This window comes from Roseinatronobacter sp. NSM (assembly GCF_052379845.1).
Classification (GTDB): Bacteria; Pseudomonadota; Alphaproteobacteria; order Rhodobacterales; family Rhodobacteraceae; genus Roseinatronobacter.
In genome coordinates this window covers 1-15545 of sequence record NZ_JBQTCF010000032.1, presented here as the reverse complement: position 1 = coordinate 15545, position 15545 = coordinate 1, and the positions used below count along the sequence as shown (strand labels likewise).

At 62.9% G+C, this 15545-nt stretch carries 16 protein-coding genes; 12 read left to right on the top strand and 4 right to left on the bottom strand.

The genetic code is table 11. The features are described from left to right. Positions 1 to 14: 14 nt before the first annotated feature. The 7 genes from ACTZWY_RS15755 (at position 15) to recR (ending at position 6166) form a co-directional block, all read left to right on the top strand. Positions 15 to 701, top strand: a complete 687-nt coding sequence (locus ACTZWY_RS15755; protein ID WP_444791659.1) for a haloacid dehalogenase type II — start codon at positions 15 to 17, stop codon at positions 699 to 701. Further along, positions 702 to 1526, top strand: a complete 825-nt coding sequence (locus ACTZWY_RS15750) for an alpha/beta fold hydrolase (protein WP_444791658.1) — start codon at positions 702 to 704, stop codon at positions 1524 to 1526. A 5-nt stretch (positions 1527 to 1531) separates the two neighbouring features. After that, complete coding sequence (locus ACTZWY_RS15745) at positions 1532 to 2503, top strand: threonine ammonia-lyase (protein WP_444791695.1); 972 nt, start codon at positions 1532 to 1534, stop codon at positions 2501 to 2503. Further along, positions 2500 to 3294: a 3-oxoadipate enol-lactonase gene (pcaD, locus tag ACTZWY_RS15740; RefSeq protein WP_444791657.1), complete on the top strand. Its 795-nt coding sequence runs from the start codon at positions 2500 to 2502 to the stop codon at positions 3292 to 3294. Before ACTZWY_RS15745 ends, pcaD begins: the two co-directional genes overlap by 4 nt. 127 nt (positions 3295 to 3421) lie before the next feature. After that, positions 3422 to 5191: a DNA polymerase III subunit gamma/tau gene (locus ACTZWY_RS15735; RefSeq protein WP_444791656.1), complete on the top strand. Its 1770-nt coding sequence runs from the start codon at positions 3422 to 3424 to the stop codon at positions 5189 to 5191. An 18-nt stretch (positions 5192 to 5209) separates the two neighbouring features. Beyond that, complete coding sequence (locus ACTZWY_RS15730) at positions 5210 to 5554, top strand: YbaB/EbfC family nucleoid-associated protein (protein WP_444791655.1); 345 nt, start codon at positions 5210 to 5212, stop codon at positions 5552 to 5554. 9 nt (positions 5555 to 5563) lie between these two features. Then, the gene (gene recR, locus ACTZWY_RS15725; RefSeq protein ID WP_444791654.1) at positions 5564 to 6166 is read left to right on the top strand and encodes a recombination mediator RecR; all 603 of its coding nucleotides are present in this window, start codon (positions 5564 to 5566) and stop codon (positions 6164 to 6166) included. A 32-nt stretch (positions 6167 to 6198) separates the two neighbouring features. Here recR and pgeF read toward each other — a convergent pair whose 3' ends face one another. The 3 genes from pgeF to lgt are packed head-to-tail and all read right to left on the bottom strand — an operon-like array spanning position 6199 to position 8908. Further along, on the bottom strand, positions 6199 to 6963 hold the full coding sequence (gene pgeF, locus ACTZWY_RS15720) for a peptidoglycan editing factor PgeF (protein WP_444791653.1): 765 nt from the start codon (positions 6961 to 6963) through the stop codon (positions 6199 to 6201). Next, complete coding sequence (locus ACTZWY_RS15715) at positions 6960 to 8018, bottom strand: class I SAM-dependent methyltransferase (RefSeq protein ID WP_444791694.1); 1059 nt, start codon at positions 8016 to 8018, stop codon at positions 6960 to 6962. Before ACTZWY_RS15715 ends, pgeF begins: the two co-directional genes overlap by 4 nt. Beyond that, positions 8015 to 8908 carry a prolipoprotein diacylglyceryl transferase gene (lgt, locus tag ACTZWY_RS15710; protein WP_444791652.1) on the bottom strand — a complete coding sequence of 298 codons (894 nt, stop codon included), beginning with the start codon at positions 8906 to 8908 and terminating at the stop codon, positions 8015 to 8017. Before lgt ends, ACTZWY_RS15715 begins: the two co-directional genes overlap by 4 nt. A gap of 121 nt (positions 8909 to 9029) precedes the next feature. Here lgt and ACTZWY_RS15705 point away from each other — a divergent pair, with 121 nt between their 5' ends. Both ACTZWY_RS15705 and ACTZWY_RS15700 read left to right on the top strand, forming a co-directional pair. Continuing rightward, the gene (locus ACTZWY_RS15705) at positions 9030 to 9284 is read left to right on the top strand and encodes an accessory factor UbiK family protein (protein ID WP_444791651.1); all 255 of its coding nucleotides are present in this window, start codon (positions 9030 to 9032) and stop codon (positions 9282 to 9284) included. Positions 9285 to 9473: 189 nt separating this feature from the next. Further along, on the top strand, positions 9474 to 10103 hold the full coding sequence (locus ACTZWY_RS15700; RefSeq protein ID WP_444791650.1) for an FMN-binding negative transcriptional regulator: 630 nt from the start codon (positions 9474 to 9476) through the stop codon (positions 10101 to 10103). A gap of 191 nt (positions 10104 to 10294) precedes the next feature. On the opposite strand, the gene ACTZWY_RS15695 is transcribed toward ACTZWY_RS15700, so the two are convergent. After that, positions 10295 to 12199: a hypothetical protein gene (locus ACTZWY_RS15695; RefSeq protein WP_444791649.1), complete on the bottom strand. Its 1905-nt coding sequence runs from the start codon at positions 12197 to 12199 to the stop codon at positions 10295 to 10297. A 134-nt stretch (positions 12200 to 12333) separates the two neighbouring features. Between ACTZWY_RS15695 and ACTZWY_RS15690 the strand changes: the two genes are divergently transcribed. The 3 genes from ACTZWY_RS15690 to ACTZWY_RS15680 form a co-directional block, all read left to right on the top strand. Then, the gene (locus ACTZWY_RS15690; RefSeq protein WP_444791693.1) at positions 12334 to 14637 is read left to right on the top strand and encodes a DNA topoisomerase IV subunit A; all 2304 of its coding nucleotides are present in this window, start codon (positions 12334 to 12336) and stop codon (positions 14635 to 14637) included. Positions 14638 to 14708: 71 nt separating this feature from the next. Then, positions 14709 to 15305 (top strand): hypothetical protein, encoded by a 597-nt coding sequence (locus ACTZWY_RS15685; protein ID WP_444791648.1) that lies wholly within the window; start codon positions 14709 to 14711, stop codon positions 15303 to 15305. Between the two features lie 129 nt (positions 15306 to 15434). Further along, a partial coding sequence (locus ACTZWY_RS15680) for a GTP-binding protein (RefSeq protein WP_444790901.1) occupies positions 15435 to 15545 on the top strand: 111 nt, incomplete at its 3' end.

The window sequence follows — 15545 nt, the reverse complement described above, 5'->3', positions numbered from 1 at the left end:
AGAAGGAGAAGCGCATGACCATCCGCCTGTGTGTGTTTGATGCCTATGGCACGTTATTTGATGTGGACGGGGCGGCGCGCAGGGCCGCAAGCGCACCTGGCGGGCAGGCATTGGCGCAGATCTGGCCGCAGCTTTCGGCCAATTGGCGGCGCAAGCAGTTGGAATACACATGGTTGCGTGCAGCGGCTGGCCATCACGCCGATTTCGCGCAAGTGACTGAAGACGCGCTGGATTGGGCGTTGGAGGAGGCGGGGCTAGAAGGCGCGGCGTTGCGTGCGCGCTTGTTGGCGCTGTATCTGGAATTGCCGGTTTTTCCCGAAGTGCCAGACAGTTTGCAGGGGTTGGCCGCGCACGGCATGGCGCTGGCGATCTTGTCGAATGGCACGCCTGACATGCTGGCCAGTGCGGTGCGCGCGGCGCGGCTGCAGGACATGTTTCAAGCGGTTTTGTCGGTCGAGGATGTGGGCGTGTTCAAACCTGCCGGTGCAGTATATGATATGGTGGGCGCGCGTTTGGGCGTTGCGCCGCAAGAGGTGCTGTTCATCTCATCGAATGGCTGGGATATCTGCGCAGGCGCCGCTTACGGGTTTCGCACGCTGTGGGTGAACCGGGCGGGGGCGCCCATGGACCGCCTGTTCGGGCGGCCGGATGCAATGGCCCGCGATTTGCGGGATGTGGGCGCGCATTTGGGGGAGGGGTAGATGCCGTTTTTCACGGCCTCGGATGGGGCGCAGTTGCATTACAGTGATGTAGGGCACGGCCGCGCGCTGGTGTGTCTGGCGGGGCTGACGCGCAACGGGCGGGATTTCGACTATCTGGCGCCACATTTGCCACCGTTGCGGTTGATCCGGCTGGATTATCGCGGGCGCGGTCGGTCGGAATGGACGGGGGCCGACAGCTACACTGTGCCGCGCGAAGCTGCGGATGTGGTGGAATTGCTGGACCATCTGGCGCTGGAGCAGGTGGCGGTATTGGGCACCTCACGCGGCGGTATCATTGCGATGTATCTGGCCGCGATGGCCCATGACAGATTGCGTGGAATTTGCCTGAATGACATTGGCGCAGTCATCAACATGTCGGGGCTGATGCGGATTGCCGACTATGTCGGGCGCACGCCGTCCGCGCGGACCCATGCCGAAGCGGCGCTGGCGCTGGCGCGCGCGTCCTGCGAATTCAGCGATGTGCCCGCGGGCCGCTGGATGCAGGAGGCGCGCACGCATTTCGTCCAGACAGATCAGGGGTTGGACCTGACCTATGACCCTGCGCTGCGCGATGCGTTTCTGGCCGCGCTGGAGGGGGGCGGCAGCGGCGATATGTGGCCGCTGTTTGACGCCTGCGCCGGTTTGCCGCTGGCCTTGATTCGCGGCGCGAGCTCCGATTTGCTGAGCGCAGACACTGCGCAGCACATGCTGGATCGCCGCGCCGATATGATTTTCGAAGAAGTTCCGGGGCGGGGCCATATCCCGTTTCTGGACGAGGCAGAATCGCTGCGGGCGATTCATCAATGGTTGGGAATGTGCCTGTGAATACTATGCCTGTGAATATTGACATGATCGAAGCGGCAAACGCGCGCCTGAAGGGCCACGCGCGGCGCACGCCGCTGTTGTCGTCCCCGTTTCTGGACAAGATTGCGGGGCGTCGGGTGTTCGTCAAGGCGGAATGCCTGCAGCATACTGGCAGCTTCAAGTTTCGCGGGGCGTGGTCTGCTGTTTCCGCGTTGCCAGATGATGTGCGCGGGGTGATCGCTTTTTCATCGGGCAATCATGCGCAGGGCGTGGCCTATGCGGCGGGCCTGCGCGGGTTGTCGGCGGTCATCATCATGCCGCGCGATGCGCCGGCCATCAAGATTGCCAATACCCGTGCGCTGGGCGCCGAGGTGGTGCTCTATGACCGTGCCTCGGAGGATCGGGATGCGCTGGGTGCCAGACTGGCCGCTGAACGCGGGCTAAGCCTGATCCAGCCCTTTGACCACCCGCAGGTTATCGCAGGGCAGGGCACAACCGGGCTGGAAATTGCCCAACAGGCCGCAGAACACGGCGTCACATCCGCGCAGGTGCTGGTATGTTGCGGCGGCGGCGGGCTGACATCGGGGATTGCGCTGGCGCTGGAACGCCATGCGCCTGACATGCTGGTGCGCACAGTTGAACCCGAAGGGTTCGATGATGTGGCCAAATCCCTGGCGCAGGGGCAGGTTGTCACCCACAAGCTGCGCACGGGCCTGTGCGATGCGATTGTAACGCCTGCACCGGGGCAGCTGACATGGCCCGTCATGCAGCGGCTGTGCGGGCCGGGGCTGGTGGTCAGTGACGCGCAGGTTCTGGCGGCAATGGCACTGGCGTTCGAGCGGCTGAAGATTGTCGCGGAACCGGGCGGCGCGGTGGCGCTGGCGGCGGCGCTGTTCCTGCCTGACCAGATCGCCGGTGACAGCGTCATCGTGACCGTCTCGGGCGGTAATGTCGACCGCGATGTATTCCAGCGGGCGCTGGATGCTGCGCGCGCATGAACACCTCTGCGGGCGGCTTGCACTATCAACTGTCCGGCCCGCCAACGGGGACCGTTCTGGTGCTGTCGTCCAGCCTTGGTTGTGATGCGCGGGTCTGGGCACCGCTTTTGCCCCATTTGCCCGACCGCTTGCGGGTCGTCTGCTATGACCATCGCGGCCATGGCAGGTCAGTTGCGCCAAAGGGGCCGTATTCCATGGGCCAGCTGGTGCGCGACACGGAAACCCTGCTCGATGATCTGGGCGTGGGGGCATGCGTTTTTCTGGGGCAGGGGCTGGGGGGCATGGTGGGCCAGGCCCTTGCGACGAAACGCCCAGACCTGCTGCGCGCACTGGTGCTGTCGGGCACCGCGGCACGGCTGGACACTGCCGCAATCTGGCAGGCGCGCGCAACTGCGGTGCAGGCGCAGGGCATGGCCGCGATTGCCGCGCAGGTGCTGAAAGGGTGGTTCACGCCTGCGTTCTTGCGCAGCCCCGCGGCAGCGCCCTGGCGTGATATGTTGCTGGACTGCCCGCCCCATGGCTGGGCGGGCTGCGCGCAGGCCATTGCGGGCAGTGATTTCTACACCACCACAGCCGCCTTGCGCATGCCGGTTCTGGGGCTTGCGGGGGACCGCGACGCGCTGACCCCGCCGGATCTGGTGCGCGAAACCACGCAGCTGGTGCCCCACGCGCAATTCGCGATCATCCGCCGTGCTGCCCATCTGGCCCAGATCGAACAGCCCGAAGCGCTCGCGCAGCATCTGACCGGATTTCTGGCACGCCATGATCTGCTTGCAGCACGCGCCTTGTGATTTCATCTTGCCAAAAATACTCAAATTCTGCGCCTGCCTGCCGCGCGGCCCCGTAAAAATCGAAAACCCGTTTCCCATCGCGCCCGCGCCGCGCTAGGATATGGGCACATAACCAAGGCTTGACCCCATGACTGACAGCCAAACCCCCTATCAGGTTCTGGCGCGCAAATACCGCCCCGAAAATTTTGCCGATCTTATCGGGCAGGATGCGATGGTGCGCACCTTGCGCAATGCTTTCGCGGCTGACCGCATTCATCATGCCTTTGTGATGACCGGCATTCGCGGCACGGGCAAAACCACGACGGCGCGAATCATCGCCAAGGGGTTGAACTGCATTGGTGTGGATGGCCAGGGCGGGCCGACCACTGAACCTTGCGGGCAGTGCGAACATTGCCGCGCCATCACCGATGGTCGCCATGTTGATGTCATGGAAATGGACGCAGCCTCGCGCACCGGGGTGGGCGATATCCGGGAAATCATTGACAGTGTCGCCTATCGCGCGGCGTCTGCGCGCTACAAGATCTATATCATCGACGAAGTGCACATGCTGTCGAATTCGGCCTTCAACGCATTGTTGAAAACGCTTGAAGAACCGCCTGCGCATGTGAAATTCATCTTCGCCACAACTGAAATCCGCAAAGTGCCCGTCACGGTCCTGTCGCGCTGCCAGCGGTTTGATTTGCGCCGCGTGGAACCCGAAGTGATGATTGCCCATCTGGGCCGCGTCGCACAGGCCGAAGGCGGGCAGGTGGCCCCGGATGCGCTGGCGCTGATCACGCGCGCCGCCGAAGGGTCGGTGCGCGATGCCATGTCGCTTCTGGATCAGGCCATAAGCCACGGGGCGGGTGAAACCAGCGCCGATCAGGTGCGCGCCATGCTGGGGCTTGCGGACCGTGCGCGGGTTCTGGACCTGTTTGACCATATCATGCGCGGCGATGCGGGCGCGGCCCTGTCGGAATTGTCCGCGCAATATGCTGACGGGGCGGACCCTATGGCGGTGTTGCGTGATCTGGCGGAAATTACCCATTGGCTAAGTGTCACCAAAGTGACCCCTGATGCGGGCAATGACCCCACCATCAGCCCTGATGAACGCGACCGCGGCGCCGCCATGGCGCAGGCCCTGCCCATGCGGGTGTTGACGCGGGCCTGGCAAATGCTGCTCAAAGCGCTGGAAGAAGTGGCCGCCGCCCCCAATGCCATGATGGCCGCTGAAATGGCGATTATCCGCCTGACCCATGTGGCCGACCTGCCCAGCCCCGAAGAGCTGCTGCGCAAATGGCATGACCAGACCCCGCCCGTTGGCGGTGGTGGGGTGGGCACTGCGCGGACGCCTGCGGGGGCGGCCGCGGGCACCATGGCGCGCGGCGGGGCGGCGGGTTCGGTACCCTCTCGCGGTCATACGGGCGCGGGCGCGCCACAAGCGGCGCTGGCAGGCGCGGCCCCCGCGCTGGCGTTTTATCCGCAATTCGAGGATGTTGTGGCGCTTATTCGCGCACAGCGCGACATGGCCCTTCTGGTCGAGGTGGAAACCTGCCTGCGTCTGGTGCGCTACAGCCCCGGCCGCATTGAATTTGAACCCACACCGGATGCAGCGCCTGATCTGGCCGCGCGCCTTGCGGGACGGTTGCAGGGCTGGACGGGCGCGCGCTGGGGCGTGTCGGTCACCTCCAAAGGGGGCGCGCCCACGCTGGCCGAAACCCGCGCGCGCGACCGCAGCGCGCAAGAAACCGAGGCGATGGAAAATACCTTGGTGGCGGCAGTCTTTCAGGCATTTCCACAGGCGCGAATTGCCGATATCCGTGATCTGACAGCGCCCGATGCGCAGATCGAGAGCGAAGCACTTGCCCCCGTCGAGGATGAGTTGGACCCTGACTGGGATCCGTTTGACGACACATAAGAACGAAAGGACACTGACATGTTCAAGGGAATGGGCGGACTTGGCGATATGGCCAAGATGATGAAAGCCGCGCAGGAAATGCAAGGCAAGATGGCCCAGCTTCAGGAGGATTTGAAATCCGTTATCGTGACGGGCGAATCCGGGGCGGGGCTGGTGCGCGCCACCGCCACGGCCAAGGGGGAATTGACAGGGCTGGACATCGATCCGTCGATCTTCAACCCCGATGAAAAGGAAGTGGTCGAGGATTTGATTCTTGCGGCCATCAAGGATGCACAAGCCAAGGCCGAAGCCCGGTCCAAGGAAGAAATGGGCAAAATGGCCGAAAGCCTGGGCCTGCCGCGTGACATGAACCTGCCGTTCTAGACGCAGCGCATGGACCGCGCCCCCAATGATATTGAAGCGCTGATTGCGCAGCTTGCGCGGCTGCCCGGTCTGGGGCCGCGGTCTGCACGGCGTCTGGTGCTGCATCTGATCCAGCGCCGTGACCAAAGCTTGCGCCCGCTGCTGGCGGCGCTGGACCGGGTGACGCACTCAGCGCAGGCCTGTGCGCAATGCGGCAATATATCCACCGCGCCGGTCTGCGCGATATGCACAGATGAAACCCGCCGCGCCACGGGCGAATTATGCGTGGTCGAGGATGTCGCGGATTTATGGGCGATGGAACGTGGCGGCGTGTTCAAAGGGCAGTATCACGTCCTTGGCGGCACGCTTTCGGCACTGGACGGGATTGAACCGGATGATTTGCGCATTCCCCAACTGGTTGCGCGGGTGGGCGATGGGGGGGCGCGCGAAGTCATCCTTGCGCTTGGGGCGACTGTCGACGGGCAGACGACCGCGCATTACATCGCGGATGTGCTGACCCCCACCGGGGTCAAGATCACAGCGCTTGCGCAGGGCGTGCCCATGGGCGGCGAGCTGGATTATCTGGATGACGGCACCATCGGCGCGGCGTTGCGCGCGCGCAAGGATTTCTGACACCGCAAAAGGGGCCGGCGACGGGCGACAGGCTACAGGCGGATCGCTGAAATCAGGCGGCCATAATCGGCCTGTCCTTCATGCACCGACCGGCGATAGGAATAGAACATTTTGGGGTCGCCATAGGTGCAATGCCCTGTCCAGCAGACATCGCCAATACCGGCCGCACGCAGTCGGAACAGGCCAAACCCCGTCAGATCGAACTGATAGCGCCCGTTCTGGCCATTGGCAAAGAAGCGGGTATGGCCGGGGTCATCTGCGATGAAATCTTCCAGAAATTCCGGTCCCACCTCATAGGCGCGCTGGCTGATGCACGGGCCTATGACAGCGCAGGTGGTGGCGCGCGTGGCCCCAAGGGCTTCCATCGCGTCAAGGGTGTTTTCCAAAACCCCGCCCAGTGCCCCGCGCCACCCCGCATGCGCCGCGCCAATGACACCGGCTGCATGGTCGGCAAACAGCACGGGCTGGCAATCAGCGGTCAGAATGGCCAGCCCCAGCCCGGGGGTGTCCGTGACCATGGCATCGGCCTTTGGCAAGGGCGCGCCATCGGGCAGGGGTGCGTCCAGTGTGACGACATCGGCGGAATGGGTCTGGTGCAGGCTGACAAGGGCCTTGGGCGCAAGTTGCATGGCATCTGCCACGCGGGCGCGGTTGGTGCGCACTGTTTCGCTTTGGTCAGATGACCCCGGCCCGCAATTCAGGCCCGCAAATATGCCCGAGGATGCGCCGCCGCGCCGGGTGAAAAACCCGTGGCGCAGGGGGGACAGGCTGTCGGCGGTCAGTATCTCCAGGGTCATGGTCCAAATCCCGGTGGGGCAGGGGCGGTGTCAGGATACAGCGCAAGCGCCTTGAACAGGTGACCCATTTCTTGCGGGTGCGTCAAGCGCCGATGCGCGGCAATATGGGCCTGCAGCGCCGCCCCGTCCAATGCAGTGGCAAGGGTTTGGGCGCGTTGCGTGATTCCCAGCCGTTCCAGAAAAACCCCTTGCGGGGTCAGGGTGGTGGCGCGCAGGGGGGTGGCCGCAAGGGCAAGCCCCTCGAAATCGACATGGGCAGTCAGATCGGCCTGACCGGGATGGGCCAGCGGGTCATCGGGGGCGTGCTGGCGCAGGGCCTGGAATGTGTCGCCGCGACTGCGCCAGTCCCCGTAATCGACGATCAGGGCAATGCCGCCATGTTGCGCGATGCGCGGCCCCAGTGCGGCCATCACGGCCCCCGCTGGCGCGCAGGTTTCGACCATCTGGCCCGGTGCAGTATCCTCCAGCCGGTGTTCCAGCGCCGCCAGCGCCGTGACAGGCCCCAGCCCATAAGCCAGCCGCCCGTCCTGCACCCCCACCATGCGTTCGCGCCAGCCCGTGTCCACGCGCAGAAACTGGCGAATGGGCAGCGCGTCGAAAAATTCATTGGCCACCACGAATAGCGGTGCATCGGGCAGGGTGTCGGCGCTGTCATGGAACTGCGGGTCGGGCAGGCATTGGGCCTGCAGGCGCCGCAACACGGGCGAAGCTTCGACAAGGTGCAGGCGGGCCGCATCCTGAAAACCCGGCACAGCGCGTGTGGCGCGCAGAATATCGGCCATCAGCGTGCCGCGCCCGGGGCCAAGTTCGGCCAGCGTGAAGGGCGCGGGGCAGCCCTGATCCATCCAGACCTGTGCCATGCACAGCCCCAGCATTTCGCCAAACATCTGGCTGATTTCGGGCGCGGTCGTAAAATCGCCCTTGCGCCCAAGCGGATCGCGCGTGGTGTAATAGCCGTGCTGCGGGTGTAACAGGCAGGTGGTCATATAGTCCGCAATGGGGATTGGCCCCAAACCGGCAATCTGGCGGATCAATATGTCGCGCAGCGCTGTCATGCGCGGCGTGCGCGCCATATCAGGGCCGCGCCGATGAAAATCATGGGCAAGGACAGAACCTGTCCCATGCTGATACCCGCCTGACCCAGCGTCACGACATGGCCCAGCGGGTTGTCAGGCGTGATGAATTGCGCATCGGCCTGACGCCAGAATTCCACAGTGAAACGCGCCAGCCCATACCCCGCAACGAATAGCCCCGTCACGGCACCGGGGGTTTTCAGCCAGCCCTTGCGCCAGACAAGCCAGGCCAGAACAGCAAACAGCACAGCCCCTTCAAGGGCGGCTTCATATAGCTGCGTGGGGTGGCGCGCGCACAGGGCCACCGGCCAGTCCCATGGGCAGCTTTGCGCGTGCGGGCCGGGAAACACAACGCCCCATGGCGCGGTCGTGGGACGGCCCCATAATTCGGCGTTGACAAAATTGGCCAGACGCCCCAGCCCGATGCCGACAGGGGCGACCAGCGCCATGGCGTCAGCCAGTTGCAGGGCAGGCACGCCGTGGCGGCGGCAAAAGACCAGCCCCGCGACAGCCACCCCCGCAAGCCCGCCATGAAACGACATGCCCCCTTCCCAGATGCGCAGGATTTCCGCAGGATAGGTCATGTAATAACTGGTCTGGTAAAACAGCACGAACCCCAGCCGCCCGCCCAGAATGACCCCGATAATCACATAGGTCAGCAACCCTTCGACCTTGGCGGGGGGCATTGGGGCGGTGTCGGCAGGCCACAGGGCAGGGCGTTTCATCAGCGACTGGATAATCCACCACCCCAGCAAGAACCCCGCGATATAGGCCAGCGCATACCAGCGCAGCGCGAAACTGAAACTGCCCAGATCGATCTGGAAAATTTCCGGCGATATGTCGGGGAACATGATAGCAAGGGGAAGGGTCATTCACGGGCCTTGAAACTGGAAACCTGCGCCTGTCTGACGCGGGCGGTGCGCGGAAGTCAACCTTGAGTTTTGCCCGCCAAGGTCACATATAGGATAAAAGCCAAATGCCGAAGGGGCCAAAATGCAAAGTCGCAACCGTTTTCTGGATGACATGTCACAATTGATGACCAATGCCATGGGCGTGGCCCAGGGTGCGCGCACCGAGGCCGAGACGGCGATGAAAAGCCTGCTGGACCGCTGGCTGGCAGACCGGGAATTTGTCACCCGCGAAGAATTCGACGCCGTGCGCGCCATGGCCCAAAAAGCCCGCGAGGAGAATGAAGCGCTTAAAGCCCGCCTTGACGCGCTGGAAGGGCGCGACGAAGCGGCATCGTGACCCATGTCTGACCGGCCCCCGCAGGGCGCAGCCCTGAATGGGGGCTGTGCGCGCCAGTGGACCGCAGCTTCCCTTTTGGGCGGTTGATGCAGGGTTTCGCGCGCAAGATGGCATAAAGCGCTGTCTTGTGGGGCGGAAATGTCCTTTTGCAGCTATCGCTGCAAGACCACATTCAGAACGGTATCTGTCATGTATATCCCGCCCCATTTCCTTGAGATTGACCAAGCCGAGATTAATTCGGTCATGGAAAGCGCGCCGCTGGCGTGTATCGTCGCACAGACATGCGAAGGGCTGATCGCCAATCATGTTCCTGTGCTGGCCGCCCCGGATGGAGGATTGATCGGCCATGTGGCGCGCGCGAATGACATGCATCATCTGATCCCGGCGGGCCAGCAGGTGATGGTGATATTTCGCGGTGATGACGGCTATGTTTCCCCGAATTTCTATCCATCGAAGGCCGCGCATCACCGGCATGTGCCAACCTGGAACTATCAGGTTGTGCATGTCTATGGCTGTATCCGTTTCCAACATGACACGCAGGCGAAACGTGCGGCCGTCGGTTTGTTGACACGCCTGCACGAGCGACGGGTGAATGGCACGTCAGCCTGGCGGATGGCGGATGCGCCTGTTGACTACATGGAAGATATGCTTGCGGGCATCGTCGCCTTCAGGATTGACGTAAACCGCGTCCTTGCGAAATCGAAGCTAAGCCAGAACCGCGAGGAAGCTGATTTTCACGGTGCGGTTTCCGGACTGCGCGCCACCGGGCACGAAAATTTGGCCAATCGCATGGCGCAACGCCGCCCCGAGCCGCAGTAAAACGCGGCATCCGGCACCGCCCGTCACAGGGTGCCTGTTTGCGCAATTTCGGAAAAAGCCCTCAGGCTTTTCCCGTTTATAATATCGTTAGAGAATATCGCGTTCATTCGCATTCACGCCACATGGTCTAACTTATTGATCTCGCAGGTTCGAGAAGCTCAAAACCGGGTCCCAGTTTTGAGCAACATGCGCTAATCTGCATTCAAAATAAGCGCGCGCAGGTCTGACCTGATAGCGTCAAGCCGCGCTTCGGCGGCTGCGATTTCAGTGCGACCTGATGCGATTTCATCGTCAATCGCATCGACACGCGCGCGGCGGTCCTGATTGGCGCGGCTGTCATCGCCCAGTTGCACGATCACGCCAATCAGCCGTTCCTGATCTGCGATCAGGGTGTCTTCGGCCATTTTCAGGCGGGTAATCTCGCGTTGCAAGCGGGCTTCATCGGCGCGCAAATCCTGCAACTGCGCCAGCAGGGCCTGCATGTCGGCATCGGCCATGCGCGCCGACCAATAGCCCAGCGCATCCATGTCCAGATCCAGCAAGGCCACGCGCTGTTGGGTCTGGCGGTGCTCGATCACCTCATGCGTGGTCAACGCCCCTTCGGGCACATCAACGGTGAAGCGCATGTCATCCAGCCCCTGCACGCCCCCGTCTGTCTGAACGCTCCAGCCCTGCCGCAGGGGGTGCGCGATTGTCAGCACCCGCGCGCCCTGCGCTGCGCCTTCAATGCGGTAGGTGGTGCGCTGTTCAAGCCGTTCCTGCACCAGCATCACACCATCGACAATGCGCGCGGACTGCACGGTTTCCGCCCGCGCCACGTTTTCGCGCACGGTCATGGCCGTGTCGCGGGCGAATTCCACGGTTTCGCTGTCGCCGGGGGGCAGTTCGGGGATCATGGCGTCGCCCGCATGGCCGCGCCCGTCTTCATACAGCGTCATGACCCCTGCAGGCAGGCGCAGTGGCAGCGGGTTTTGCACGACGACGGCCAGCATCGGATGTTGCGCGCCGCTGCCCCCGCGATAGAGTGTCAGGCGCGCATCTTGCAGGGTTTCGCGCAGAAATGGCAGGCTGATGATATCCCCCGCCTTCAGGGTAACGGGCGTTGACAGCGTAAAGCGCGAAAAACTGTCGCCGTCATCCATGGTAACGGGGGCCGCGTCATAGGCCGCTTCAAACGCCATATTGCGTTGCAGGGGGGCGCTGGCCATCAGTTCGGGCATGGCACCAGACGCGGCAGTGCCTGCGGCCAGTTTGCGGGTGCCGGGCTGGCGGTCATACAACTGCACCTGTAACGCCTGCACTGCCCCTGTCGCAAGGGTCAGGTCCACATCCTGCCAGTCATGGCCAGTGGCGTTCTCGACCACGGCCCAGCCTGTCAGGATGGTGCCGTCCGGCCCGCTTTCGGCGCGCCATGCGGTTTTCCAGACAGGTGCGGATTGCAGCCATGCAAGGGAAATATCCTGCGCGTCGGCGGTCGTGCCCTGTGCTGACATGGTCAGATGAACTTGCAGCATATGCCCCTGACCGGCAGCGCGCAGGGCGTCAAGCCCGCGGTCAATAGCTGCGTTATCCGCTGCATCGCGGAAGGTCAGTTGGGTGGCATCGTCCAGCAGGATCTGGCCAATCTGCCCGGTGTCGGACCGCAGCGCCAGCGCGACGCACCCTTGTTGTGCGTCCGTGGTGCACGGCACATCGCGCACCCCCATGATGCGCCCCTGAAGCTCAATGCCGCGCCGTGTGGCAGTGACAGGCGCGCCCGTCATCGCATCCAGCAGCATACGCAGGTCTTGCAGCGCGGCAGGGTCAAAGGGCAGCGCGGCGAAGCTGTCGTCAAATCCGCCGGGACCTGTCATCGTCAGGGTGGGCAGCGTGCCACTGCCCCCTGACAGGCGCAGGGATTTCAGGAAATCATCAATATCGGCGCGGCGCACTGGCAAAACCAGCCCGTCCCTGTCAAGACGGGCCTGCGCTTCGATAAGCGCAAGCCCTGCCGTGGACAGCGTAACCGCGCGCAACGGCGTGTCGGCCAGCGCAGGCAGGCCAAGGCCCGCACACAAGATGACAATCGGGACGGGGCGCAGGGAAATGGGGCGCATCGGGGAATTCTCCAATTCTGGGGACGTCCAGCCTAGACGCTGAGCCTCTGGTCCCGCAAGCGACACTTATGTGAATGGGCAGTTTGCCGCCTTGGGGGCTGGACCTGTCTCAAGCTTGGGGCTATTGCGAGGCCATGGCACAAGACGATGATCATCCCGAAGACAAGAACGCCCTTGTGGCCGAACCGCTGCGCCGTGCGCTGGGGTCACGCTATTTGCAATATGCGCTGTCCACCATCATGCATCGCGCGCTGCCCGATGCGCGTGACGGGCTGAAACCGGTGCACCGGCGCATTCTGTTCGCAATGCGCGAACTGAAGCTGTCACCCACTGGCGGCTTTCGGAAATCGGCCAAGATTACCGGCGATGTGATGGGCAATTACCACCCCCATGGCGACGCTGCGATCTATGACGCGATGGCGCGGCTGGCACAGGATTTCAACGTGCGCTACCCGTTGGTCGACGGGCAGGGGAACTTTGGCAATATTGACGGCGACAATCCTGCCGCCGCCCGCTATACCGAAGCGCGCATGACCAAAGCCGCCGAGGCGCTGCTGGAAGGCTTGTCCGAAAACGCTGTGGATTTCCGCCCCAATTATGACGGCACGCTGGAAGAACCGGTTGTGTTGCCCGCGGCCTTCCCGAACCTTCTGGCCAATGGGTCCAGTGGTATTGCCGTGGGCATGGCCACCAACATACCCCCCCATAATCTGGATGAGTTGATCGAAGGGTGCCTGGCACTGATTGCCACCCCCGAGCTGCCGGATGAAGACCTGATTGCGCTGATCCCTGGCCCCGATTTTCCGACGGGCGGCGTGGTGGTGGAACCGCGTGACGCAATTCTTGCCGCCTATCAGTCCGGGCGCGGGTCGATCCGGGTGCGTGCGCGCTGGCAGATTGAGGATCTGGGCCGCGGGCAATGGCAGGTTGTCGTTACCGAAATTCCCTTTCAGGTGCCCAAATCCCGCCTGATCGAAAAACTGGCCGAAGTGATCCAGACCCGCAAGGTGCCGCTGCTGGCCGATGTGCGCGACGAGTCGGCCGATGATGTGCGCATTGTTCTGGAACCCAAGACCCGCAGTGTGGACCCTGACCTGATGATGGGGATGCTGTTCAAGAACAGCGATCTGGAAACCCGTTTCAGCCTGAACATGAATGTTCTGATTGACGGTCTGACGCCCCGGGTCTGCAGCCTGCGCGACGTGCTGCGCGCGTTTCTGGACCACCGCCGCGACGTGTTGCAGCGCCGCAGCCAGCACCGCCTGAACAAGATTGATCACCGTCTGGAAGTGCTGGAAGGGTTTATCATCGCCTTCCTGAACCTTGACCGCGTGATTGACATCATTCGCTATGATGACGCCCCACGCGCGGCATTGATGCGGGAAGTCTGGGGGCGGGAATTTGTCCGCGCGTCCTCCGAGGCGGATTATATCCCGCCCCCCGAAGGTGAGGGGGAGTTGACCGAGCTTCAGGCCGAATCCATTCTGAACATGCGCCTGCGGTCCTTGCGCCGCCTGGAAGAAATGGAACTGGTGCGCGAGCGGGACGAATTGCTGCGCGAACGCGCGGGACTGGAAGACCTGCTTGCGTCCGATACGCTGCAATGGAAAACCATCAGCGCCCAGTTGCGCGATGTGCAGGCCATTTTTGGCAAGGCCACCGATCTGGGACGCCGCCGCACCGATTTTGCCGAAGGGCATGATGTCGAGGATGTGCCGCTGGAAGCCATGATCGAACGCGAACCCATTACAGTGGTGTGTTCCAAAATGGGTTGGATCCGCGCCATGAAAGGGCATATCGCGCTGGATCAGGGCTTCAAGTTCAAGGATGGCGATGAGGGGCGCTTTGCCTTGCATGCCGAAACCACCGACAAGATTGTTCTGTTCGGGTCCAACGGGCGGTTTTACACGCTGCTGGGGGCCAATCTGCCCGGTGGGCGCGGCATGGGGGAACCTGTGCGCCTGATGGTGGATTTGCCCAATGAAGCGGATATTGTCGATCTGTTCACCCACCGGGCGGGCGCGCGGCTGGTCGTTGCCTCCAGTGCGGGGGATGGGTTCGTCGTGCCCGCAGATGAAGTGGTCGCCCAAACCCGCAGCGGAAAACAGATTCTGAACCTCAAGCCCGGGGTGCGCGCGCATGTCTGCCGCTTTGCCGAAGGGGACCATCTGGCGGTTGTCGGTGAAAACCGCAAATTGCTGGTCTTCCCCATGTCCGAATTGCCCGAAATGGCGCGCGGCAAGGGGGTCAGGCTGCAATCCTACAAGGATGGCGGCTTGTCAGACCTGACAACACTGACCCTGGAAAAAGGGTTAAGCTGGAAGGACCCCGCAGGGCGCACGCGTCTGGAAGCGGACCTGTCGGAATGGCTGGGCAAACGCGCCAGCGCCGGGCGTATGGCCCCGCGCGGGTTTCCACGCGACAACCGCTTTGCCTGAGGCCACGCGCGGATTTGCGCACCCCGCCAGATTGCGCTAGACCATGGTTGAACGGGTAAAAGGTGCGGAATATGGAACTTTCGGGTTTGAAAGCGCGTGTTTTTGGGGCGCTGGCAGCGCTTTCGTTGTTGGGGGCCTGCACCAGCGGGGCGCAACTGGGCGAAGAACGCGCCGAATTGGGCAATTTCCGGTTGGGCCATGCGATTGTCGTTGCGGAAAATGCAGTTGTCGGCCCCGCATCCCGCCGCGCCGAACCTGAAGCATGGGAAGCGGCGCTGACTGCGGAAATCGAACGCCGCTTCGGGCGCTATGACGGGGACAAATTCTATCATGTGGCCATTGCGGTGCAGGGCTATGTTCTGGCAATTCCCGGTATTCCGATTGTGGCCGCGCCCAAATCCGTTCTGATTGTCGGGGTTACTATCTGGGATGACGAAGCCCAGACCAAACTGAATGACACGCCCCATCGAATCACTGTGCTTGAAAGCCTGTCAGGGGAAACCGTGGTCAGTTCGGGGCTGACGCAATCGGCGGAACAGCAAATGCAGAACCTGTCGGAAAACGCCGTTGCCGCAATCGAACGCTGGATCGTGTCCAAGCCTGAATGGTTCCCCCCGCGCGACGAGGCTGATGAGGGGCAAGTGGCAGGCGCGGCCCCGGAAGAATGAAACGCCCCCACGGGCAGATTTCCAGATTCCCGCAGATGTGCGCTTGATTTTTCGCGCCTGACTGGATAACAGGCGCGCGTGTCATCTCGGGGTCGTATCTGCGGCTCAGCAACAAAGGGTGCCGAAACCATGGCAAAGCAAAAGTTTGAACGCAATAAACCGCATGTGAACATCGGGACGATCGGGCATGTTGACCACGGCAAGACCACGCTGACGGCAGCGATCACCAAGTATTTCGGT